This window comes from Spongiactinospora rosea, assembly GCF_003315795.1.
Taxonomy (GTDB): domain Bacteria; phylum Actinomycetota; class Actinomycetes; order Streptosporangiales; family Streptosporangiaceae; genus Spongiactinospora; species Spongiactinospora rosea.
Window position 1 is genome coordinate 252957 of record NZ_QMEY01000003.1, and the last position, 21101, is coordinate 274057.

A 21101-nucleotide genomic window follows, 5' to 3' on the forward strand; every position below is an offset into this window, starting at 1 on the left:
TTGGGCGTTAGTTTGCACGCTTACGTGCACCAGCGTCAAGGTTTCTGCACGGAAGCGTGCAATGGCACCGGCTCTGCGCTTTCTCCCGTGCAGGGATTCGCGTATGGTGCTGCCACCGGGAGGGGAGATGCTCACGAGTCAGCGAAGGCGCGAGATCCTGCGCAGGGTGGCCGAGGAGGGCTACGTCGAGGCCCGCGCACTGGCCGGCGACCTTGCGGTGGACCCGTCCACCATCCGCCGCGACCTCGACGCGCTCGCCCGCGCCCGGCAGATCACCCGGGTCAGGGGCGGGGCGCGTCCCGCGCCGAGCGGGGCGGCCGACGTGCCGTACGTGGTCAAGCAGCAAGAACGGCTGCACGCCAAGACGGCCATCGCGCAGGCGGCGGCCGAGCTGGTCGCCGACGGCATGTCCGTGGTCCTGGACAGCGGATCCACGATCTACCAGGTCGGCCTGGCGCTGCGCGGGCGACGGGGGCTCACCGTGGTCACCAACGACCTGCGCACGGCCAAGATGCTGGCCACCGTGCCCGACATGCGGCTGCTGGTCTCCGGCGGCGAACTCCTCGGGTCGGTGTACTCGCTGGTCGGCCACGCGGCCGAGACGTTCGTCCGCGACGTGGCGGTGGACATGGCCTTCCTCGGCGCCGACGCGATCGAGGTGGTGGCGGGCATCACCAACACCAACAGCCTGGAGGTCCCGCTCAAGCGGGCCATGATGGAGTCGGCAGGCACCACGGTCGTGTGCGCGGACAGCAGCAAGTTCGGCAGGCGCGCGCTGGTCAAGGTGGCGGCGCTGGACGAGGTGGGGCTGGTCCTCACCGACACCGAGCTGCCCGAGCACGAGGCCGAGCCGTACGGCGGGGTACTGCGCCGGGTGCCGCTCGCCGAGGCCCCCGCGCCCGATCCCGGCGACGGCGACGGCGAGGCCGTGGCGGTGTTCGCGTGAGCGCGCCGGGTGCCGCGGGCCGCTTCCTGGGCATCGACGTAGGCACCGCCTCCAGCAAGGCGGTCCTGGTCGCCGAGGACGGCACGCTGGTCGCCTCCGCGACCCGCCCGCACGAGACCGCCAACCCCCGGCCCGGCTTCTTCGAGCACGACCCCGAGGGCGTGTGGTGGGCCGACACGGTCGCGCTGCTGCGCGAACTACGCGAGCGCGCGGGCCTTTCCGCGGTCGCCGGGATCTGCGTCAGCGGCATCGGGCCGGTGGCGCTGCTCACCGACGCGGCCGGAGCGCCGCTGCGGCCCGCGATCCTGTACGGCATCGACACCCGCGCCGGGCGGGAGATCGGCGAGCTGACCGGACGGCTCGGCGCCGAGCGGGTCGCCGGGGCCGCGGGCAACCCGCTGACCAGCCAGGCCGTCGGCCCCAAGCTGATGTGGGCGCGCCGCCACGAACCGGAGACGTGGGCGCGGGCCCGCCGCTGGTACCAGGCGTCGAGCTGGCTGGTCCACCGGCTGACCGGCGAGTACGTGATGGACCGCTACTCCGCCAGCGCCTCGGACCCGATGTACGCGCTGGACGCCCACGACTGGTGGGACCCCGCCTGGGAGGTCGCGGCCCCCGGGCTGGAGCGCCCCCGCCTGGCCGCCCCCGGCGAGATCGTGGGCGAGGTGGCCCCGGCCGCAGCGGACGCGCTCGGCCTGCCCGCGGGCGTGCCGGTGCTCGCGGGCACGATCGACGCGCTGGCCGAGGCGTACAGCGTCGGCGTGCGCGACGTCGGCGACATGATGGTCATGTACGGCTCGACGATGTTCTTCATCCAGCACGCCGCCGCCCCCGCCCGCCACCCCGGCCTGTGGAACAACGCCTCCCTGAGCGGCCGGGGCTTCTCGGTGGCCGCGGGCATGGCCACCTCCGGCCTGGTCACCGGCTGGCTGCGGGACCTCACCGGCGTCGGCTACGCCGAACTGGCCGCCGAGGCCGAGCGGGTCGCGCCCGGCAGCGACGGACTGGTCCTGCTGCCCTACTTCGCGGGGGAGCGCACGCCCATCTCCGACCCCCAGGCCCGCGGCGTGTGGGCCGGGCTCACCCTGCGGCACACCCGCGCCCACCTCTACCGCTCGGTCCTGGAGGGCGTGGCGTTCGGCGTGCGGCACAACATCGAGGCCATGGCCGAGGCCGGGGCCGACCCCGCCCGGCTGGTCGCGGTCGGCGGCGGCGCGACCGCGCTGTGGCCGCGCATCGTGACCGACGTGACCGGCAGGCCGCAGGACCTGCCCTCCACCGCGGTGGGCGCCTCCTACGGCGACGCCCGCCTGGTCGCCGACGCGCTCGGCGTGGACACCGCCACCTGGAACCCCATCAAGGAACGCCTGGAGCCCGACCCCGTCCCCCGAGACCGCTACGACGAGCTGTACGGCGTCTACCGCCGGACCTACCAGGCCCTGCGTCCCGACCTGCACCTGCTCGCCGAGATCCAGACCGGCGCGGCCGGCGGGTGAGTCAGCAGACCTGGCGGCTGATGCCGCTGATTCCGTGGCTCGAATCAACCGAGACGACCGTGAATCCGGCTGAATCAGCGGCCAGGTCCAGTCCCGGATCCCGGCGCGCCACGCGCTCACGTAAGTGCTCGATGGCCGCGCCCGGCAGGGCGCCGGTGTCGGCCAGCCGTTCCCGGTAGGCCGCGTAGACCGAAAGCGCCTCGGCGGGCCGCCCGGAACGGTAGCAGGCCAGCATGAGCAGACCCGCCACCTCCTCGTCCGGCGGGCCGTCACCCGCCAGGCGGGACAGCTCCGGGATGATCCGGGCGTGCCTGCCCAGCCGGAGTTCGGCCTTGAGGAGGGCGATCACGGCGGCGCGGTGCTCCTCCCTCAGCGCCCGCCGCTGCTCGGCCGCCCACCGGCCGGTCAGCCCGTTCAGCGGTTCGCCGGGGATCAGGCGCTCCGAACCCCACTCCCGCAGCGCCGCGCGCAGCAGCCGCACGGCCTCGGGATCATCGTCGTGCAGCCGGGCATAACCCTCCCGCGCGTGGTCGCGGAACCGGTGCACGTCCACTTCGTCGCGCTCGGCGCGCACCCGGTACAGGCCGCCCTTGCCCTCGGGCAGCAGGTGGCCGCCCGCCCGCGCCCTGCCGAGGTGGCGGCGCAGGTCGCTCGCGTAGTGGTGGATGACCTTGCGCGCGCTCTTGATCGGCTCGCCGTCCCACAGGGTGCCGATCAACTGCTCGATATGTACCGGATCGGTCTCTGAGAGCAGGAGTACGGCCAGGAGCAAACGCTGTTTACGGTCGCCGAGATGTACCCACACTCCCTCCCGATAAGCATCGACTTCACTCAACAATCGAAACCGCATCGCCCCTCCTTCGCGAACTACAAGCCGCCACCCGGCGCGATATCCGATCCTCTTTTCCAGCGGGCGGCACCGGCACCCCCGCCAACAGCCCCACAAGGGAAAGGACGTAACGATGGAAACCGCACAGGAAACCCGGCGGCGTGACGCCGAATGGTTCAAGGCCACCGCCAGTGACAACGGCGGCGGTTGTGTCGAGGTCGCCAGGCGCGGCGAGGGGGTTTCGGTCCGCGACTCCAGGGACCCCGGCGGTCCGGTGCTCCACTTCAGTGGCAAGGAGTGGACGGAGTTCATCGCCGGGGTGCACGCCGGGGAGTTCGACCTGACGACCTGACACGGGGTTGTGCCTGGCGGGGGAAAGGTGCCCGCCGCCCGTCCGCGCACGGGCGGCGGGCGGCCGGGGCGCCATGGCCACGGCGGTCAACGCGCCGTTCCGCCGATCTCGGCGCGCAGGGCCGCGAGGAATTCGCGTGCCTCATCCTGGTAGATCGCCGTACCGGCCAGCAGATTCCATTGCCGTTCGTAGATGGCGACGTCCTCTGCGGCGTTGGCGTTCAGCCGGACATGGGTGGTCTCGACCTGGACGAAGGTGTCCTCAACGCTTTCGTCACCGATGTACACGGTGAACCCGTGCGCCGGGCAGACGACCGCTTCCCTGTTGTGCGGTATCAACCCGATCGAGACGTTCTCCAGCGTGCTCAGGGACGAGACCCGGTCCAATTGGGCCAGCAGGAGTTTCACCGGGCCTGGGCGGCATCTCAGCGCCGCCTCGGTGACCAGGAATTCGAAACGCCGATTTTCCTGATAAAGTGCGAGCTGGCGTTGCAGGCGGGCGGCCACCGCCATCGCCAGGTCGCCCTCCGAGTAGGGCGGGTCGAATAACAGAAAGACCCGCCGCGCGTACTCGGCGGTCTGTAGCAGGCCCGGGACGAGCGTCGGCTGGAAGACCCTGACCAGCTTGGCCTGGTCCTCCTGCTCCCTTATGTCGTCCTGCAGATGGGGCTGGCGCTGCAGCGCGGCCCGCCAGGTGTGGATCTCGGTGAACGCCGACTCGGTCAGGTCGACCAGCCACTCCCGGGTCTGCGTGGAGGACTCCACCGCGTCGGCCCACGCGGTCACCTCCGGCATCGTCGGGATCACCGTGCCCGACTCGATCCTGGAGATCTTGGACTGGCTCATCCCGATGCGATGGGCCAGGTCACGGCCGGAGATTCCGGCGAGGTCGCGCAGCCGGCGCAGCTCGGTGGCCAGCCGCTGTCGTTTGGTCAGGTGTACTCCGCCATCACCGCTGCTTCCGTCCCGCACAGCGCCCCCCGTGGCAGTCACGCAATTGAACATCCTCGGATTACCTGATTTAGCGTGATTCCAAATGATGTAGCACTAAATCAGGTCGAGTCGGGGATGTCAAACCAGGCGTAGTCCGGACATCTTCCGCGCTCTGCCGCGTCAGGCGGGTCGTGAGCCCGCAGAGTGGCCGACTGCGATTCGGGATGATGCGGATTGATGCGAGACGGCAGCGCCGGGCCTGCCGTCTGGCAGGCCCGGCGCCGGTCGATCAGCCGGTTGACGTGCGGTTTCAGTCGAAGACGTAGCGGACGTTGACGTTGCCGTGCCGCGCGGCGTTGGCCGTCGTGCCGTTGATGTTGTTGACATCGGTGGACAGGTGCCCGTGGCCCAGAGCCTGGGTGATGCTCTCGCCGAACAGGTTGCCCGACTGTGCCGCCTCAAGGTTGCGCGTGCGGTTGCCCCAGACGTCCGCGTGGGCGGGGGCCGCCAGCAACGAGACCGCCGCGGCGGCCGCGACGACGGCGCCTGTGACACACAGCTTCTTGATCACTTGAGCTCCTGCCGAGTTGGTTGACCGTTGTGGATCAATGGCATGGTCATCCTATAACCGAGCGTGCCCGATCAGTAGCGGATCGTGACTACATTTTGATCGCCGCGTGGCCGTGCCCGGCAGGGGAGGTGACCACCCGGCAATCACCCCGAATCACGGCAGATCCCGTCATTAGTCCTTATGGTGGGCTGCGCGAGGAGGGTGGGGATTGTCGCCCTTACGTAGATGTAGCCGAGAGGGTTGACCGGGAGACGGAAGGTAGTGGATAAAGTAAACCGGGAGGGGGCCCCGTATTACAGATCTGTCCGGACCATATCGGAGCCGCCGATGTCGAGCATGGCCGCATCCATTCTGGTGGGCCGTGACACGGAGCTTGCCGCGCTCCTCGACGTGATCACCTTGCCGCCGGCGATCGCGCTGCTGGAAGGCGAGGCGGGCATCGGGAAGACACGCCTGGTACACGCGGCGATCGACGGGCTGCCGGTGCGGGAGCGCACGGTGTTGCTCGGACACTGCCACCAGATACGGGAGCCGTTCCCTTACGGCCCTGTCTTTGATGCGTTGAGGCATGTGTCGGGTCTGTCAGTAGACGAGCTAAATCCGGTCATCGGGGCGCTTCGTGAGTATTTGCCGGAGTTGGCGGGTGAATTGCCGCCCTCGCTGCCGCCGCTCGAAGACCCGAGGGCCGAGCGGCACCGGCTGTTCCGCGCCGTCCACGCGCTGCTCGCCGCGGTGGCCCCCGCCGTGCTCGTCATCGAGGACCTGCACTGGGCCGACGACGGCACCCGTGACCTGCTGAGCTTCCTGACCGACGAGCCGCCCGACGAGCTCGCGCTGATCGTCACCTACCGCCGCGAGGACCTGCCGATCCCCGGCCTGCCGTTCGGGCGGGCCCACCGCAGGCCGCCGGGCACCCGCGGCGGCGTGATCGCGCTTCGGCCGCTGGCCGCCGCCGACGTGGGCAGGCTGGCCGGGGCGCTGCTCGGCCGCTCCGACCTGAGCGAGGCGTTCGCCGCCAAGCTCCAGGAACGCACGGCCGGCATCCCGTTCGTGATCGAGGAGGTCGTGCGCTCGCTGCCGACCGGCGACCGCGACCCGCTCGCCGGAGAGGCGGGCGTGAACGCGCTCGACGGCATCGGCGTGCCGCTGCTGCTGCGCGAGGCCATGGCCGAACGCCTGGCCGGGCTCGCGCCCGACGCGCTGGGCGCGGTGCGGGCCGCGGCCGTGCTGCGCGTCCCGGCGAGCGAGGAACTGATCGCCGCCGTGGCCGGCGGCACCTCGGAGGCCGGGCTGCGCGAATGCCTCAAGGCCGGTGTCCTGCACGAGCACACCGAGGGCCGGTACGGCTTCCGGCACGCCCTCGCCCAGCAGGCCGTCTACGACGCCATCCCCGGCCCCGACCGCCGCCTGCGGCACGAGCGGGCGATGGCCGCGCTCGCCCCCCTGGACCCGCCGCCGCTGGTCCAGCTCGCCTTCCACGCCCGCCGCGCGGGCGCGATCCAGGCATGGCAGCGCTACGGCGCCGCCGCCGCCGACCACGCCGCCTCCATCGGCGACATGCCGATGGCGGTCGACCTCATGGAGGGCATGCTCGCCGACTCCGAGCTGCCGAACGCCGTGCGCGGCCCCCTGGTGCTGCGGCTGAGCAGGGTGGCCGCGGTCGGCCTGTCCCACCGGCGGGTCGTGGGCCTGGTACGCCGGCTGCTCGCCGATGACTCGCTGTCGCGCGAGGTGCGCGGCGAGGCCCGGCTGAACCTCGGCGTACTGCTGTGCAACCAGGCCGGCGAGGTCGCCGCCGGGCGGAGGGAGACCCTGGCGTCCCTCGCCGACCTGGAAGACCGTCCGGACATCGCGGCGCGCGGCCTGGCGCTGCTCGCGATGCCCCCATGGGGTGACGACTCACTGGCCACCCACCTGTCCTACATGGAACGCGCGGAGAAACTGGTCGCCACCACCGGGGACCCCGAGCTGACCACGGCCGTGCACGCCAACCGGGTCGCGCTGACCATGCTCGTGGGCGCGCCCGAGGCGGCCGAGCTGGTCGGCACGCTGCCGGTGAGCGACCCGTCGGCCGCCGTGCGCAGGCAGGTCGCGCGGGCGTACGCCAACTTCTGCGACGCGGCCGTCGCGCTCGGCACCTACGACACCGCCAAGGAGTACGAGGCCGAGACCCGGAGGCTGGCCGAGGAGACCGGGGCGCAGTACCCGAGCTATCTGGTCCACCTGTCCGCGCTGCGCCTGGACTGGCTGACCGGCCACTGGGAGGGGCTGTGGGACCGGGCCACCGCCGTGGTGCGGATGACCGCCGAGACACCGCTGGTCGCGGTGGACGCCCGGCTGGTGCTCGGCATGCTGGCCTCGGCCAGGGGCGAGTGGGACGAGGCGGAGAACCACCTGCAGGAGGCCGGGCTGCGCGACGCCGACTCCGGCTTCCTCCCGGTCATGTGCTCGGCGTCCGGCGGGCTGATCGAGCTGTACCTGACCCGCGACATGGTGGAGGAGGCGGTCGCCGAGGCCGGGCGCGCGATCGGCAGGATGCGCCGCAAGAGCATCTGGGTGTGGTGCGACCGGCTGGTGCCGCCCGCCGTGAGCGCGCTGCTGCGGGCCGGGCGCGACGCCGACGCCGCCGAGCTGGTCACCGACTTCGAGGCGGGCGTGGTCGGCCGCAGCGCCCCCGCCTGCCTGGCCGCGCTGGAGATGGCGCGCGGGATCCTGGTGGAGTCCCGTGGCGGGTTCGAGGAGGCCGCCGACCTGTACGCGCGGGCCCGCGCCGCGTTCGAGCCGATGCCGCAGCCCTTCGCCGCGGCCAGGGCGGCCGAATCCGAGGCGGGCGCGCGGCTCGGCCTCGGCGACCGCGCCGCCGCCGCCCGGCTGCTCGCCGACGCGGCCGGCCGCTTCGCCGGGCTCGGGGCGACCCACGACGCCGCCCGCTGCCGCAGGACGATGCGGGAGATCGGGGTGGAGAAGCCGCCGCCGAGGGGCCGCAAGAGCGGCGGCAACACGCTGTCGCCCAGGGAACGCGAGGTCGCCAGGCTGGTCGGGCTCGGCCGCACCAACCGGGAGATCGCCGAGGTGCTGTTCCTGTCGCGCCGCACGGTGGACACGCACGTCGCCAACGTGCTGCGCAAGCTGGGCGTCCGCTCCCGCGGCGAGGTCACGCCCCCGCCGGACTGAGCCGTTCGCCATGGCACCTCCCTTCGTTCGCTGCTTCCGCTGAAGATGGCGTGCCCCGGCCGGTGGCGGCGCACTGGGGCGAGCGCGATGCCACCGGCCGGGACCGGGCCCCCTTCCTCTGGGGTCTGGGATGGACATGACCGTGCCTTTTAGGGGCCTTTTAGGGGCCTTTCAGGTGCCCTACAGGGTGATGCTCCAGGAGTCGAGCGTCCCCTGGTCCTGCGGGTAGACGTCGGTGACCTGGAGGGTCCAGGTGCCCGCCGCGTTCTGGTTGACCGGCACCGAGTAGGTCCTGGTCTCGTACGGCGTGCAGTAGGTGCCGCCGTACTGGTCCACCAGATAGGTCGCGCCGTTCGGGGCGCGCAGGGTGAGGTGCAGGTCCTCGGCGCAGGGGTGGTCGATCGTCACGCTGAGCCGGACCGGGGACTCGGCCCGTCCGGACGCCGTGGAGGTGATCGAGCTCGACGCCGTGGTGTAGTCGTAGACCGGGTAGTCGGTGTCGTTGGTGAAGGTCCGGTCACCGTCGTCGTCGCCCACGGTCAACCGGTAGGTCGTCGTGCGCGTGGCGGTCTCGCCGGAGCCGGTGATCGTCACGTTGTACGTGCCGGGCGGCGTGGCGTCCGAGGTGGAGATGACCAGGCTGGAGCTACCGCCGGAGGTCACCGTGGGCGGGTCGAGCGTGGCGGTGGTCCCCGCGGGCAGCCCGGTGGCGGCCGACAGGTTCACCGTCTGGGGGGTGCCCGCGGTGGTGGTCGTGCCGACCGTGGCGGTGGCCCGGCCACCGGGCTCCACCGTGCCGGACGCCGGGTTCACCGAGATCGAGAAGTCGCGGTCGTTGCCGGGGCCGCCGACGGCGAGCTTCCAGATCGCGTACGCCGAGGCGTCACCCGCCCGGTCCAGGATCGTGTCGTTGATGTTGCTGATGTTGTCGCACGCCTGGTGGTAGCAGGAGTCGTACGCCTGGTTGGCGTTGCCGCCCCACTTGGTGGCCTGGCCCGAGGTCTTGCGGGCGCTGGCGCCCGCGGCCACGCCGGAGGTGGCGATCCCCGCGTTCCTGAAGGAGGCGTCGTCGGAGCGGTTGGCGCCCTCGGTGTTCTCCTCGGGGGAGAGGTTCAGCTCGTCGTAGAACGCCTTCAGATGCTGGGCGGCGGTCGTGCCGATGTTGTTGATGAAGTAGCCGCCGTTGCGCGAGCCCACCATGTCGTAGTTGTGGTAGACCTTGATCTTGTTCCGCTCGGTGGAGCCGAGCGAGTTGACGTAGAAGCGCGAGCCGTTCAGGCCCTGCTCCTCGTCGGTCCACCAGCCGAAGCGCACGTGCTTGGCCATCGTGGGCCGCTTCTCCGCAAGGGTCAGCGCGACCTCCAGCAGCATGGCCGAGCCCGAGGCGTTGTCGTTGATGCCGGGACCCGCGCTGACACTGTCGAGGTGCGCGCCGGCCATGATGACCTGGTTCTCGTCCCCGCCCGGCCAGTCGGCGATCAGGTTCGGGCCGGAGCCGCCGGTGCAGCCCGAGGTGCAGGGCTGGCGGACCACCGTGTAGCCGGCCGCGCGCAGCTTGCCCTCGACGTAGGAGACCGACGCGGTGTAGCCGGCGCTGTAGGAGCTGCGGTTGCCGCCGTTGCCGGAGGCGATCGTCTGGAACTGCTGCAGGTGCGCCTTGATGTTGCCGACGCTGATGTCGGGCGGTTCGATGTCACCGGGACCACCGTCGTCCACCCGCAGGTTGAAGGTCGCGGTGTGCGTGGTCTTCCCGGCGCCCTTGATCGTGATCGCGTAGTTGCCCTCGTTCACGGAGGAACCGACCTCGAAGGTCGCGGTCGCGGAACCGCCGCTGGTCACCGAGGTGGGGTCGAGGCGGACGGTGACGCCGTTGGGCACGTTCTCGGCCGTCAGGGCGACGGTCTGCGCGTTGCCCGCGGTGGTCTGGGTGTCCACCCGTGCCGCGATCTCCTTGCCGGGCTCCACGGTGCCGGAGGAGGGCGCGAGGGAGAGCGAGAAGTCGTCGCCCGCCTGGCCACAGGCCGGCTCACCGGACTGCGTCGGCACGCTCACCGCGTTCCAGGCGTTCTTGACCGCGTTGCACTCGGCGCTGTTGGTGCCGTACAGCTCGACCACGGCGGCCATGGACGCGGAACGGATGTTGGCGTACCGCCAGCTTGACGTCTTGCGGCTGAGCGCGCCCATGTAGACCTTGCCGGCCTTCTGGATGCCGATGCCGGTCACCGACGAGGGGCCGCCGGTGCAGATCGGGCTGCTGGGCTTGCCGCCGCCGGGGTTGCTGCCTTCGGCGACCAGGTAGAACCAGTGGTTCAGCGGGCCGGCCGCGGCGTGCACCTCGGTGTTGGGGATCTGCGAGGAGTAGCAGTTCGGGTCCCGGTTGACCAGGCTCGGGTTGTACATGTTGCGGATCGGGCCGTTGCCGACCAGGTTGACCTCTTCGCCGACCAGGTAGTCGGGCTCGTCGAGGTTGGCCGGGTGGTTCACGTAGTACTCGGTCAGCGCGCCGAAGATGTCCCCGGTGCCCTCGTTGATGCCGCCGTTCTCGTTGCCGGAGCCGGCGCCGCCGGGCGTCGTCTGGAAGATCGCGTGACCGTACTCGTGCGCCACCACGTCGATCGGGGTGGCCTGCTTGGTGTTGGCCTGGTTGTGGCCGAAGTTGGTGTAGCTGCCGTTCCAGAACGCGTTGACGTCGTTCAGGCCGACCCGCGCGGGGAAGCCACGGCCGCTGCCGTTGATGCCGTTGCGACCCAGCCACTCGCGCAGCATGTCCCATTCCTTGCCGACGGCGAACAGCACGTCGACGCAGGCGGTCTCCAGGTTGGTGCCGCTGCCGTTGCCCCAGTTGTCGTCGGGGCCGGTGTAGGCGGTGCCGCCCTGGCCGCCGCAGGAGATGCCGGGCCTGCCGGAGTCGGTCATCGAGTACTGGCTGCCGGACTGGGAGGTGCCGATGGTCACCGGGTTGCCGTTGTAGTGGCCGTTGCCGGTGCCCGCCAGGATCTCGTCGTAGGAGTCGGCGATCTTGCCGGACCTGGCGTCCACGAACACGTGCTGCTTGCTGGGCTTGCCCGAGGCCAGGCCGGAGACCACGACCTCCCAGGCGAGCTTGGGCTTGGCACCCCAGGCCAGGACGACCAGGCGCGGCTGCGCGCTGTCGTCGACCCGGCTCAGCCGGGTCTTGGCGGTGGCCAGCGCGCGGCCGGAACCGACGCTCGCCTTGGTCGGCACGCCGCTCGGGCTGGGGCCGGAGGCGGCGGCGGTGTCGCGCACCCGGCCGCTCGCGTCGGTGACCACGACGGCGTCGCCGCCGACGACGGGGAGGCCCTTGTAGGTGCGCTCGTAGGCGACGTAGTGCATACCGCCGGCGCCCGGTGTGACGCTCAGGCGGTGGTAAGCCTCATCAGGACCCCTGCGGAGTTCGTCGAGCCCGCTGAAGACCGCCTTGTCGGCGGCGGCCGCGGCGAGCGACTTGGGGTCGGCGGCGGCCTTGAGGGCATCGGCCGCGGCAGGGGTGGCCCCTGGCGGGGCCGCGTACGCGGACGACGCCGGTAACGCCGTCGATGCGACCACGGCGGCGCCTAAAGCCGCCGCGAGGAGGGTCGTGCGTTTCACATGATTCCTTTCGGCTCTCCCTGGCCGGGCCGCCGGTCGGCGGCCGTTGGCCCACCGCGCCGCCGCAGGTCGTACGGCGGCACGGTGATCGGGAAACGGGGGGTGAAGGATATGTAGCGGTCAGTACGGGTTAGGAGGGTGATCGACCCGTTCTGCCCTGTGCCGCCCGACGCTAAGGTCTCGCCCCACCGAGAAAAATCCGTAAGCGTATCGGTAGCCCATACGTAAATCGGCTGAGCAGCCCGCATACGTACCGGTCCGGTCTGGAGGCGGGCGCGAGCGTCGCCTATGGTGGCCGGGGGGTGGAGACCGGCCGCGAGGCCGAGGTACGTGATGAGGCGGTTCCCAGTGCAGGTGAGTCATCAGTCCCTCCGTCGCTTCTCGCCGCGGCCGGCTCGGGGTGAGATCGTCTTCGGCATCGCCGATCTGCAGGCCGTACGGGCGTACGCCGCCGCCTACGTCCGGGCGCTCGGGCTCACCGCCGACTGGATCGCCGACTTCCTGGTCGCGACGAACGAGGTCGCCACGAACGCCGTCGTCCACGGCGCCGGCGTCGCCCGGCTGCGGGTGTGGGACGCGGGCGGGCAGGTGGTGGCCGAGGTGTACGACGAGGGCGTGTGGCCACGGGCCGAGGGCGAGCCCGAGCTTGAGCCGCCGGGGCCCTACCCGACCGGCGGAATGGGGCTGTGGCTGGCGCACACGGTGGCGTCCGGCTTCCGGTTGAGCACCGGCGCGGCGGGTACGACCGTGACGCTGTGGTTCGACCGCGGCTGACGATCGACTCTTACCGCAAATCCTCCATACCAGGAGGAAACTCTCCGTTTCCAGGCATATACGATGTGTTGCTACTTGGATACCTCCCACGTGACACCTGGTGTTCACCCCGTCACCGGCTGCGCGCCAGACGGGCCGCCTACCTTTCGTCCGGGGCGCGTTCCCCGAGCGCCCCGGACGAAAGGAGTCGCCGATGAAACGCCGTAACTTACTCCGCGCATCGGTGGTCGGCGCGGGGGCGCTGGCCTTCACCGGAAGCCTGTGGGAGGGCGCGTTCGCCGCCCCCGCCCAGAACGCCACCGGCCCCTACGGCCCGCTCCAGCCCGCCGACGCCAACGGCATCCAGTTGCCCGCGGGCTTTTCCAGCCGGGTGGTCGCCCGTTCCGGTCAGACCGTCCCCGGTACCTCCTACACCTGGCACGCGGCCCCCGACGGCGGCGCGTGCTTCGCCGACGGCAGCGGATGGATCTACGTGTCCAACGCCGAGATCGGCAGCCGCGGCGGTGGCGCGTCGGCGATCCGGTTCAACTCGGCGGGCACGGCGACGTCCGCCTACCGGATCCTCGGCGGCACCGACCGCAACTGCGCAGGCGGCGCGACCCCGTGGAACACCTGGCTCTCCTGTGAGGAGGTGGACACCGGGCGGGTCTGGGAGACCTATCCGTTCAGCGGCTCGAGCGGCACGGCGGTCGTCCGCCCGGCGATGGGACGCTTCAACCACGAGGCCGCCGCCTGTGACCCGGTACGCCGGGCCATCTACCTCACCGAGGACAAGTCCGACGGCTGCTTCTACCGTTTCCTGCCCACCACCTGGGGCGACCTGTCGTCCGGCACCCTCCAGGTCTTCCGCGCGGGCACCGCCACCTCCGGCTCCTTCACCTGGGCGAACGTACCCGACCCCGACGGCTCGCCCACCGCCACCCGCAACCAGGTCGCAGGGGCCAAGCGGTTCAACGGCGGCGAGGGGTGTCACTACGCGAGTGACACCGTGTGGTTCACCACCAAGGGCGACAACCGCGTGTGGCAGGTCAACCTGGCCGCGGGCACCTACGAACTCGCCTACGACGACAACCTCGTCAACCCCGGCCCGGCCCCGCTGACCGGCGTGGACAACATCACCGGCTCCGGCTCCGGTGACCTGTACGTCGCCGAGGACGGCGGCAACATGGAGATCTGCCTGATCACCCCCGACGACAAGATCTCCGTCTTCCTGCGGATCGGCGGCCAGAGCTCGTCGGAGATCACCGGCCCGGCCTTCACGCCCGCGGGCGACCGCCTGTACTTCTCCTCCCAGCGCGGCACCAGCGGCTCCTCCTCCGGAGGCATCACCTACTGCGTGACCGGACCGTTCCGCACCTGACCCCCTCCTAGTGCCACCATTCCGTCACAATGGGTGAAAATCCCTATTGAAGGTGTCGGGAAAATGCAGAATCCTGGGGGGTGGTATCCGGCCGCTGAAGAGAGGGAACCCGATGAGCGTCACCGACGAGGTACTGGCCAACGCCGAGCGCTACGCCGCCGCCTTCGCCCTGGGCGACCTGCGGCTGCCCCCCGCCAAGCGGCTGGCCGTGGTCGCCTGCATGGACGCCAGGCTCGACCCCTACGCCGTGCTCGGCCTGCGCGAGGGCGACGCGCACGTGATCCGCAACGCGGGCGGCGCGGTCACCGCCGACGCCCGCCGCAGCCTGGCCATCAGCCAGCGGCTGCTGGGCACCGTGGAGATCATCCTGATCCACCACACCGACTGCGGCATGCTCACCTTCACCGACGACGCGTTCAAGGCGGGCATCCAGACCGAGACCGGGATCCGGCCGGACTGGGCCGCCGAGGCGTTCAGCGACCTGGAGGAGGACGTCCGGCAGTCGATCGCCAGGATCAAGGGCGACCCCTTCATTCCGCACACCGACCAGGTGCGCGGGTTCGTCTACGAGGTGGAGACCGGCCGGCTGCGCGAGGTCAAGCCCTGAAGCGGGCCGTCGCGAAAGGCGGCGCGGACGCCGGGGGACCAGCCCCCGGCGCCCGCGCCGCCGGAACGCTCCCGAGGGAGCCGGTTCAGTGCTCCTGCTCCTCTCCGCCGCCGCCCAGGCCGGGGGCCCACGGCTTGGCGGTCATCCCGTTCAGGTCCCAGACCACCTCGCCCGCGCGGACCGTCAGCTCACAGGTGAGCTTCTGGTCTCCGGCGAGCTTGAACCCGAAGCTGTCGGTGTAGCCGAACGCGCCCTTGTCCAGGTTGAAGACCGCGATGTCGGCGGGCGCCCCCACGGACAGGTGACCGAGGTCGGCGCGCTTGACCGACTGGGCGGACTTCCAGGTGGAGGCCGCCACCACGTCCTTGAGCGGCATGCCGAGGACGAGGAACTTCGACATGACGTTGGCCATGTCCTTCATGCCGGAGTTCATGCTGGTCACGTGCAGGTCGGTGGAGAGGGTGTCCGGGGTGAAGCCCTCCTTCATGCCCGGCACGGCGACCTTCCAGGCGAAGCTGCCGCCGCCGTGCCCGACGTCGAACAGCACGCCGCGCTTGCGCCCGGCCCACATGCCCGGGTTGAGCTTGCCGTCCTGGCCGAGTTCGCCGCGGTTGCCGGAGTAGGCGTGGGTGTAGATGTCACCCGGCCGCAGCTTCTCGGTGAGCAACTGCGCCAGCGGACGTTCCGGGCGATTGCTCCCGAAGTCCACCATCACCGGGATGTTCGCCTGCTCCCCGGCACTCACCGAGCGCTCCACCGGCTTCCAGTCCATGCCCTCGTAGTGGGCGGTCTTGATGCCGACGATCACGCCCGGGTACTTCTTCGCCGTCCGGGCCGCGGGCCCGGCCCGCATGTCGCTCAGGTCCTGTTCGTACCTCCCGCCGGCCATCCCCCTGCCGACGATGTTGAGGAAGGCCAGCACCCGGGTCTTGGACTTGTCGATCACGTACTTCTTGAACTCGCCGAAGTTCTTCCAGCCCGCGGAACCGGTGTCCACCGCGGTGGTCACCCCCGACCGGAAGGTGAAGCCGTCCGGGGCGACGGCCAGCACGCCCGCCGCGTAGGCGTCGTTCCTGCCGGTGAACAGGTGGGCGTGCAGGTCGATGATGCCGGGCGTGACGTACTTGCCCGAGGCGTCCACGGTCCGCGCCGCCTGGGCCGGGTCGATGCCCGCCCCGACCTTGGCGATCTTGCCGTCCTTGACGGCGACGTCCGTGACCGCGTCGATCCCGTTCTTGGGGTCGATCACGTGACCCTGCCGGATCACGAGGTCGTAGGCGGCCTCGGCGTGCGCGGCCGGGGCCGCACCCGCCGTACCGGCGACCAGGGTGAGGACCGCCGGAAGCACGGCCCGGCCGAGGAGGGACCCCGGTTTGCGCGATCGTGATCTCATGCCCATCTCATCCCGTCCAGGCTCATCTGACCGCGATGCAGTCGATCTCGACGAGCGAGTCGCCGGGGATGCCGGACTTGGCGGCGATGGTGGTGCGCACGCCCGGCTGGGCGCCGAACCGGCCCTTGAACACCTCGTTCATGCCGTCGTAGTCGGCGAGGTCGTTCAGGTAGACGTTCACCTTGAGGACCTTCTCCATGGAGGAGCCGACCGCTTCGAGGTTGCGCTTCAGCTCCTTCAGCACATGGTCGGTGTGCGCGCGGATGTCACCGGGGAAGTGCGCGCCGATCCCGGAGAGGAACACCAGGTCGCCGTACGTGACGACCGGGCTGAACAGCGGGTCCTTCGGCGGCTGGCCGCCCGGCCAGTGGACCTCCTTGCGCGGTTTGCGGCCCTTCCCGTGGCCGGCCGCCTCCACGTCGTCGGCCGCGGCGGCGGTGGCGGTGGCGAGGACCGGCACGGCGGCGACCGCGGCCACGGCCGGCGCGCTGCGCATGAAGTCCCGGCGGTTCGAGGTCACGCTTCCTCCTTCTTCCACGCCGCTCGGGCGTGCTGGGGTTCGGGGGGTTCGGGGGGTCTTCGGGACTGAGGGGTCAGCCCGCACGGGTGGCCGTCCAGGTGGCCTTGAGGTACTCGCCCATGTCGAGGTCGCCGCGCATGGCGCCGCCCGCCACGGTGCCGGTGAAGGTGAAGTCGAGGGCGTCGCCGTGCGACTCGGGGTAGACGCTGCGCAGCCGTACGGTGTCGCCGCTCACGGTGCCGGTCAGGTCCCGGGTGACGAACTCCCCGGTGTGGGAGCCGGTCACCTTCTCGCCGCTCTGGGTGAGTTGCAGCCGGTGCGCGGTGGAGCTGCCGGCCAGGTACTGGATCTTCACCGCCCAGGTGCCGCCGACCTGGACCGCGGGCGGCTTCGGCGGCTCCGGCGGGGCGGGCGGGTCGCGCAGCAGCTCCACCAGCCGCCGCGCGATGACCTTCTCGTCGCCGGGGGAGAGCATGTACGGCGTGATCGACACGCCGGTCTTGCCTCCGCCGCCGGTCTGGTTCAGCGCGATCCGCGGCTCGTCGTCGTAGAGGGTGTCCATCACGGTCTTGCCGGACACGCCGAGCCGCTGCTCCTCCCACAGGATGCGCAGCGACGGCGTCCGGTTGGACAGGCCCTCGGGCTGCACGACCTCCGTGGTCACGCCCTTGACGGAGGAGACCCGGCGGGCGATGTAGCGCAGCCAGGACTCCCAGCGGGCGTACTCGGCGTCGTGGTCGCGCCGCACCCACGTCTCCACGGCCATGAGCATGCCCATGGCCTCTTCCTTGCCGACCTTGAAGCCGCGGGCGAAGCCGTGGTGCGGGGCGCTGTGCACCCAGGCCGCCCGGACCAGGTCCTCGCGGCCGAGCAGCAGCCCGGCCGACTGCGGGCCGCGGATGGCCTTGCCGCCGCTGTAGGCGACCAGGTCGGCGCCGTAGCCCAGGTGGACGTTGGGGATGGTCAGGATCTCCGCCGCCGCGTCCACCAGGACCGGCACGCCGCGCGGCTTGGCCACCTCGGCGATGACCTTGGTGTTCAGCTCGCTCTTGTCCACGCGCGGCCCGGCCATGATGTAGACCAGCGCGGTCTGCGGCCCGATCGCCGCCTCCAGCTCCTGGCGGGTGGAGACCTCCACGACCTTCACCCCGACCGCGCTGATCGCCGCCTCGTAGACGTTGCGGGAGTGCTTGGGGATGATCACCTCGGTCTTCTGGAAGCCGGTGAGGTCGGGGATGCGCACGTGCAGGTCGGGGTTGCCGCCCGCGACGCAGGCCGCGGTGGCGTGCGTCAGACCGGCCGCGCAGCCCGAGCTGACCAGCCCGAACTCCGCCTTGGTCAGCTCGGCCAGGCGCCTGCCCACGGCGTCGGCCAGCTCGTCCAGGTGGACGTACTGCCGGGACGCCTGGTCGATCGCCTCCCGCACCTGGGGCAGCATCAGCGAGCCGCTGAGGATGGTGAACGTGCCGCGCGCGTTGATCAGCGGGCGCACGCCGATGGCCCGGTAGATGTCCTTGGCGGCGGCGCCCGCGGCTCCGGTGGGTACGGCGTGCGCGGCGGCGGCGGCTTCGGCGGCGGGGCTCAGTAACGGACCCAGCGCGAGGGCGCCGCCCACTCCCGCGCTGCTTCGGAGGATATTACGACGAGACAGAGCGTCAGCACGCACCATGGCCCCCAGGCACTTCGTATATCGTCGGGCAGCCCAACGGTACGAAGGTGGGGGACGGGTGTTAAGCGCGTTTTTCTGATGACCGTATTCGCGGGGCGAATGAACGGCGCGCATCCGCCGGGTGAAGAATCGGCGGTCAGGGGGCTGAGGTGCGGATTTGCCCTGGTAGATGGGGTAATGAGCGCGCCAGGGCCTCCTCACCGGTGGGCGGGGGCTGCACCTGGCGGCCGGAGAACGGCCGGTCGGCGTGTTCTGCGTCGCGGCACAACCGATCCGATCGGATCGCGCCCTAACTATACAGATAACTCCAGTTAAGGGCTGTTCGCCCCCCTGTGGGGCATTGCGCGGGCCGGGCCCGGCCCGGCTACGTAGCGTGCATCCGTAACGCCGGTACTTGCATGGAAAACCGATGTCATTACGGAGTCACGGCCCGAGTGATGCCCGCGCGGGGCGGACGGCGCTCCGCCTCGCGCCCGCGCCGGTATGACGGCCGGGGCCGGGCCGTCGTGGGCGCCGCCCGCGCGGGGGAGCGGTACCGGGGCGCTCACCGCGCCGGGGATGAACGAACTGTTTCTGGGCAGGGTGAATCGCCCACCGTGCAGGGGGCGTTTTCCATAACGCCGTGATATGCACCGGGGTGATAGATGTTATGGCCATGAGGGCTGGATGTTATGGGCTTGGATTATGGGCTAGGGCACGGTCCCGAATCCGGGGTGGGCGCCGAGCCAGTTCAGATAACGCTGGCTGCGGCGTACCGCGTCCATGTGAGCGGCCTTGGCGTGCACCACGAGGGCCGGGGCGGCCTCCGCGGCCGGTGACTCCGGGTGCCAGCCGAGGACCTGCCGCCAGCGCAGCGGCGCGCCCGCGATGGGCAGCAGGGTGACCCCCGGCGTCAGCCGGAACGTCGCCTGGCACAGCGCCACGGCCCGGCCGAGCTGGGCCAGGTGGACGCAGGTCGCCACGTCGGTCTCGTAGATCGTGCGGGGGGTGAAACCGGCCCGTGCGCAGGCCGCGGCGAAGCAGTCGGCGAAGCAGCCGTCCCCCGGCGTGACCGCCCAGTTCTCCTGGGCGAGCGCGCCGAGTTCGACCTCCGGCTCGCCCGCCAGCGGGTGGTTCTCGCCGAGCAGGATGCACACCGCGTCCAGCGCCACCGACCGCCAGGACAGATTCTCGCCGGACGGCGGAGAACTGTCCCCGCAGACGCCGACAGCGGCGAAGTCGAGCCTGCCCAGCATCAGCATCTCCGACAGCTCGTTGGCCGACCAGGAGGTGTGGGTGCTGACGCTGGCGTTGGGATGGGCCGCGGCCAGCCGGTCCACCAGACCGCCCAGGATGGGGCTGTTGGTCGCGCCGATGCGGTAGCGCTGCTGTTCACCGTCGGCGTTGTCGGCGAACCTCGCGAACCGGGCGGCCTCCTCCTGTAGCTGGCGGGCGGCCGGCAGCAGCACCCTGGCACGGGTGAGCACCAGCTCTCCGAGCGCGGTGGGGCGCGCCCCGGTGTGGTCACGCTCGAACAGGGCGCCCCCGAGCGCGCGCTCGATGCGCTTGAGCTGGGCGGTCAGGGCGGGTTGGGCCAGGCCGAGCACGGTTGCGGCCTTGGATACGCTGCCTGCTTCCGCGACGGCACGAACTATCCTGAGGTGGCGGAGCTCCAGATCCATAGCCGAACGGTATGGCCCGGACGTCCCCCTGCCAATGAGAAAATGTCACGAAGTTTGACGAATCTGAGTCGGACCGTTCCTAAATCCGGCTTAACCCCGTTAATCGGTCATCTTGTACGCTTTGGCGATCAACTCATACGAGCGGATGCGATTCTCGCCGCCGTACATCGTCGCCGTGATCATCAGCTCGTCCACGCCGGTCCGCTCGCGCAGCTCCGACAGCCCGGCCCGGACGGCGTCCGGCTCGCCGTACACGACATTGGACAGCCAGGAGTCCAGGAACTCCTCCTCGACCATGGAGTAGGGGTGGTTCTCGGCCTCCTCCGGTGTGGGCACCGGCGAGGGCGTGCCGCGGCGCAGCCGCAGCATGGCCAGGCCCCCGGTGCGCGCCAGCCGGTGCGCCTCCTGGGCGGTGTCGGCGGCGATCGCGCCCACCCCGATCATCGCGTACGGCCGGTCCAGCACCGCCGAAGGCTGGAACGCCGAGCGGTACAGGGCCAGCGCGGGCTCGGTGTTGGCGGCGCTGAAGTGGTGGGCGAACGCGAACGGCAGCCCGAGCAGGCCCGCGAGCTGCGCGCTGAACCCGCTGGAGCCGAGCAGCCAGACCGGCGGGCGGCCCGCGGGGTCGCGCGGCACGGCCAGGATGCGCTCGAAGCGGTGGCCGGGCTCGAAGGAGCCGTCCATGAACGACACCAGCTCGCCGACCTCCTGCGGGAACCGGTCGGCGTCGCCGCGGCGCAGCGCCGCCGCGGTCGCCCCGTCGGTGCCCGGGGCGCGGCCGAGGCCCAGGTCGATGCGGCCGGGGTGCAGCGCGTGCAGCATGCCGAACTGCTCGGCGATGATCAGCGGAGCGTGGTTGGGCAGCATCACCCCGCCCGAACCGAGCCGGATGGAGCTGGTGTGCGCCGCCAGGTGGGCGATGAGCACCGCCGGGGAGGAACTCGCGACACCCGGCATGCCATGGTGCTCGGCCACCCACAGCCGGTGGTAACCCCACGCCTCCGCCTTGCGCGCCAGCTCGGTGCTCGTGCGCAGCGCGTCGGCGGGGGTGTGGCCGGTGCTCACGGTCGCGAGGTCCAGCACCGACAGCGGAACTTCGGCATCGCCCTTGGCGATGCCCCTGATCTCGTCGCTCACGTCGGGCACAACCCAGAGCATGCCCGGCCCTATTCCAGGTGACGCGGGGTCTCTGGTGGGTAAGCGGTAAG

General features: G+C 71.1%; 16 protein-coding genes. 7 read left to right on the forward strand and 9 right to left on the reverse strand.

Annotated features, from left to right (window positions below; translation table 11 throughout):
• Positions 1-127 precede the first annotated feature (127 nt).
• Together DP939_RS09795 and DP939_RS09800 are read left to right on the forward strand one after the other, a co-directional pair.
• On the forward strand, positions 128-946 hold the full coding sequence (locus DP939_RS09795) for a DeoR/GlpR family DNA-binding transcription regulator (protein ID WP_113980311.1): 819 nt from the start codon (positions 128-130) through the stop codon (positions 944-946).
• Positions 943-2442 (forward strand): FGGY-family carbohydrate kinase, encoded by a 1500-nt coding sequence (locus DP939_RS09800; protein WP_199565067.1) that lies wholly within the window; start codon positions 943-945, stop codon positions 2440-2442. The genes DP939_RS09795 and DP939_RS09800 overlap by 4 nt, the downstream gene beginning before the upstream one ends.
• Position 2443: 1 nt before the next feature.
• Here DP939_RS09800 and DP939_RS09805 read toward each other — a convergent pair whose 3' ends face one another.
• Entirely contained in the window at positions 2444-3292 is an 849-nt protein-coding gene (locus DP939_RS09805) for an AfsR/SARP family transcriptional regulator (RefSeq protein ID WP_113980312.1), read from the reverse strand.
• 112 nt (positions 3293-3404) lie between these two features.
• Between DP939_RS09805 and DP939_RS09810 the strand changes: the two genes are divergently transcribed.
• Entirely contained in the window at positions 3405-3623 is a 219-nt protein-coding gene (locus DP939_RS09810; RefSeq protein WP_113980313.1) for a DUF397 domain-containing protein, read from the forward strand.
• Positions 3624-3709: 86 nt separating this feature from the next.
• Here DP939_RS09810 and DP939_RS09815 read toward each other — a convergent pair whose 3' ends face one another.
• Positions 3710-4594, reverse strand: coding sequence for a helix-turn-helix domain-containing protein (locus tag DP939_RS09815; RefSeq protein ID WP_225878134.1), 885 nt, complete (start codon positions 4592-4594; stop codon positions 3710-3712).
• A 271-nt stretch (positions 4595-4865) separates the two neighbouring features.
• On the reverse strand, positions 4866-5126 hold the full coding sequence (locus DP939_RS09820) for a hypothetical protein (RefSeq protein WP_113980315.1): 261 nt from the start codon (positions 5124-5126) through the stop codon (positions 4866-4868).
• A 336-nt stretch (positions 5127-5462) separates the two neighbouring features.
• Here DP939_RS09820 and DP939_RS09825 point away from each other — a divergent pair, with 336 nt between their 5' ends.
• Complete coding sequence (locus DP939_RS09825) at positions 5463-8300, forward strand: ATP-binding protein (RefSeq protein ID WP_225878135.1); 2838 nt, start codon at positions 5463-5465, stop codon at positions 8298-8300.
• Between the two features lie 180 nt (positions 8301-8480).
• On the opposite strand, the gene DP939_RS09830 is transcribed toward DP939_RS09825, so the two are convergent.
• Positions 8481-11909, reverse strand: a complete 3429-nt coding sequence (locus DP939_RS09830) for a M28 family peptidase (RefSeq protein ID WP_113980317.1) — start codon at positions 11907-11909, stop codon at positions 8481-8483.
• A gap of 354 nt (positions 11910-12263) precedes the next feature.
• On the opposite strand from DP939_RS09830, the gene DP939_RS09835 reads away from it, so the two are divergent.
• From DP939_RS09835 to DP939_RS09845, 3 genes are all read left to right on the forward strand, one after another.
• On the forward strand, positions 12264-12683 hold the full coding sequence (locus DP939_RS09835) for an ATP-binding protein (RefSeq protein WP_158578529.1): 420 nt from the start codon (positions 12264-12266) through the stop codon (positions 12681-12683).
• A gap of 193 nt (positions 12684-12876) precedes the next feature.
• Positions 12877-14043: an alkaline phosphatase PhoX gene (locus DP939_RS09840; protein ID WP_113980319.1), complete on the forward strand. Its 1167-nt coding sequence runs from the start codon at positions 12877-12879 to the stop codon at positions 14041-14043.
• A 112-nt stretch (positions 14044-14155) separates the two neighbouring features.
• Positions 14156-14650 (forward strand): beta-class carbonic anhydrase, encoded by a 495-nt coding sequence (locus tag DP939_RS09845; RefSeq protein ID WP_113980320.1) that lies wholly within the window; start codon positions 14156-14158, stop codon positions 14648-14650.
• A gap of 85 nt (positions 14651-14735) precedes the next feature.
• Here DP939_RS09845 and DP939_RS09850 read toward each other — a convergent pair whose 3' ends face one another.
• From DP939_RS09850 to DP939_RS09870, 5 genes are all read right to left on the reverse strand, one after another.
• Complete coding sequence (locus tag DP939_RS09850; RefSeq protein WP_113980708.1) at positions 14736-16043, reverse strand: amidohydrolase/deacetylase family metallohydrolase; 1308 nt, start codon at positions 16041-16043, stop codon at positions 14736-14738.
• Between the two features lie 22 nt (positions 16044-16065).
• A complete protein-coding gene (locus DP939_RS09855) occupies positions 16066-16563 on the reverse strand; it encodes a RidA family protein (protein WP_113980321.1) in 498 nt (165 codons plus the stop codon).
• 73 nt (positions 16564-16636) lie between these two features.
• Positions 16637-18178, reverse strand: coding sequence for an aminotransferase class V-fold PLP-dependent enzyme (locus DP939_RS09860; RefSeq protein ID WP_199565068.1), 1542 nt, complete (start codon positions 18176-18178; stop codon positions 16637-16639).
• Between the two features lie 743 nt (positions 18179-18921).
• Positions 18922-19893: a LysR family transcriptional regulator gene (locus tag DP939_RS09865; RefSeq protein WP_113980323.1), complete on the reverse strand. Its 972-nt coding sequence runs from the start codon at positions 19891-19893 to the stop codon at positions 18922-18924.
• 99 nt (positions 19894-19992) lie between these two features.
• The gene (locus DP939_RS09870; protein ID WP_225878136.1) at positions 19993-21039 is read right to left on the reverse strand and encodes an LLM class flavin-dependent oxidoreductase; all 1047 of its coding nucleotides are present in this window, start codon (positions 21037-21039) and stop codon (positions 19993-19995) included.
• Between the last annotated feature and the right edge of the window lie 62 nt (positions 21040-21101).

What these genes read in the sequence shown, in the direction of transcription:
- DP939_RS09865 (WP_113980323.1), bottom strand. Translation starts at nt 19,893, where the DNA reads ATGGATCTGGAGCTCCGCCACCTCAGGATAGTTCGTGCCGTCGCGGAA.
- DP939_RS09810 (WP_113980313.1), top strand. Translation starts at nt 3,405, where the DNA reads ATGGAAACCGCACAGGAAACCCGGCGGCGTGACGCCGAATGGTTCAAG.
- DP939_RS09805 (WP_113980312.1), bottom strand. Translation starts at nt 3,292, where the DNA reads ATGCGGTTTCGATTGTTGAGTGAAGTCGATGCTTATCGGGAGGGAGTG.
- DP939_RS09845 (WP_113980320.1), top strand. Translation starts at nt 14,156, where the DNA reads ATGAGCGTCACCGACGAGGTACTGGCCAACGCCGAGCGCTACGCCGCC.
- DP939_RS09825 (WP_225878135.1), top strand. Translation starts at nt 5,463, where the DNA reads ATGGCCGCATCCATTCTGGTGGGCCGTGACACGGAGCTTGCCGCGCTC.
- DP939_RS09850 (WP_113980708.1), bottom strand. Translation starts at nt 16,043, where the DNA reads ATGAGATCACGATCGCGCAAACCGGGGTCCCTCCTCGGCCGGGCCGTG.
- DP939_RS09840 (WP_113980319.1), top strand. Translation starts at nt 12,877, where the DNA reads ATGAAACGCCGTAACTTACTCCGCGCATCGGTGGTCGGCGCGGGGGCG.
- DP939_RS09795 (WP_113980311.1), top strand. Translation starts at nt 128, where the DNA reads ATGCTCACGAGTCAGCGAAGGCGCGAGATCCTGCGCAGGGTGGCCGAG.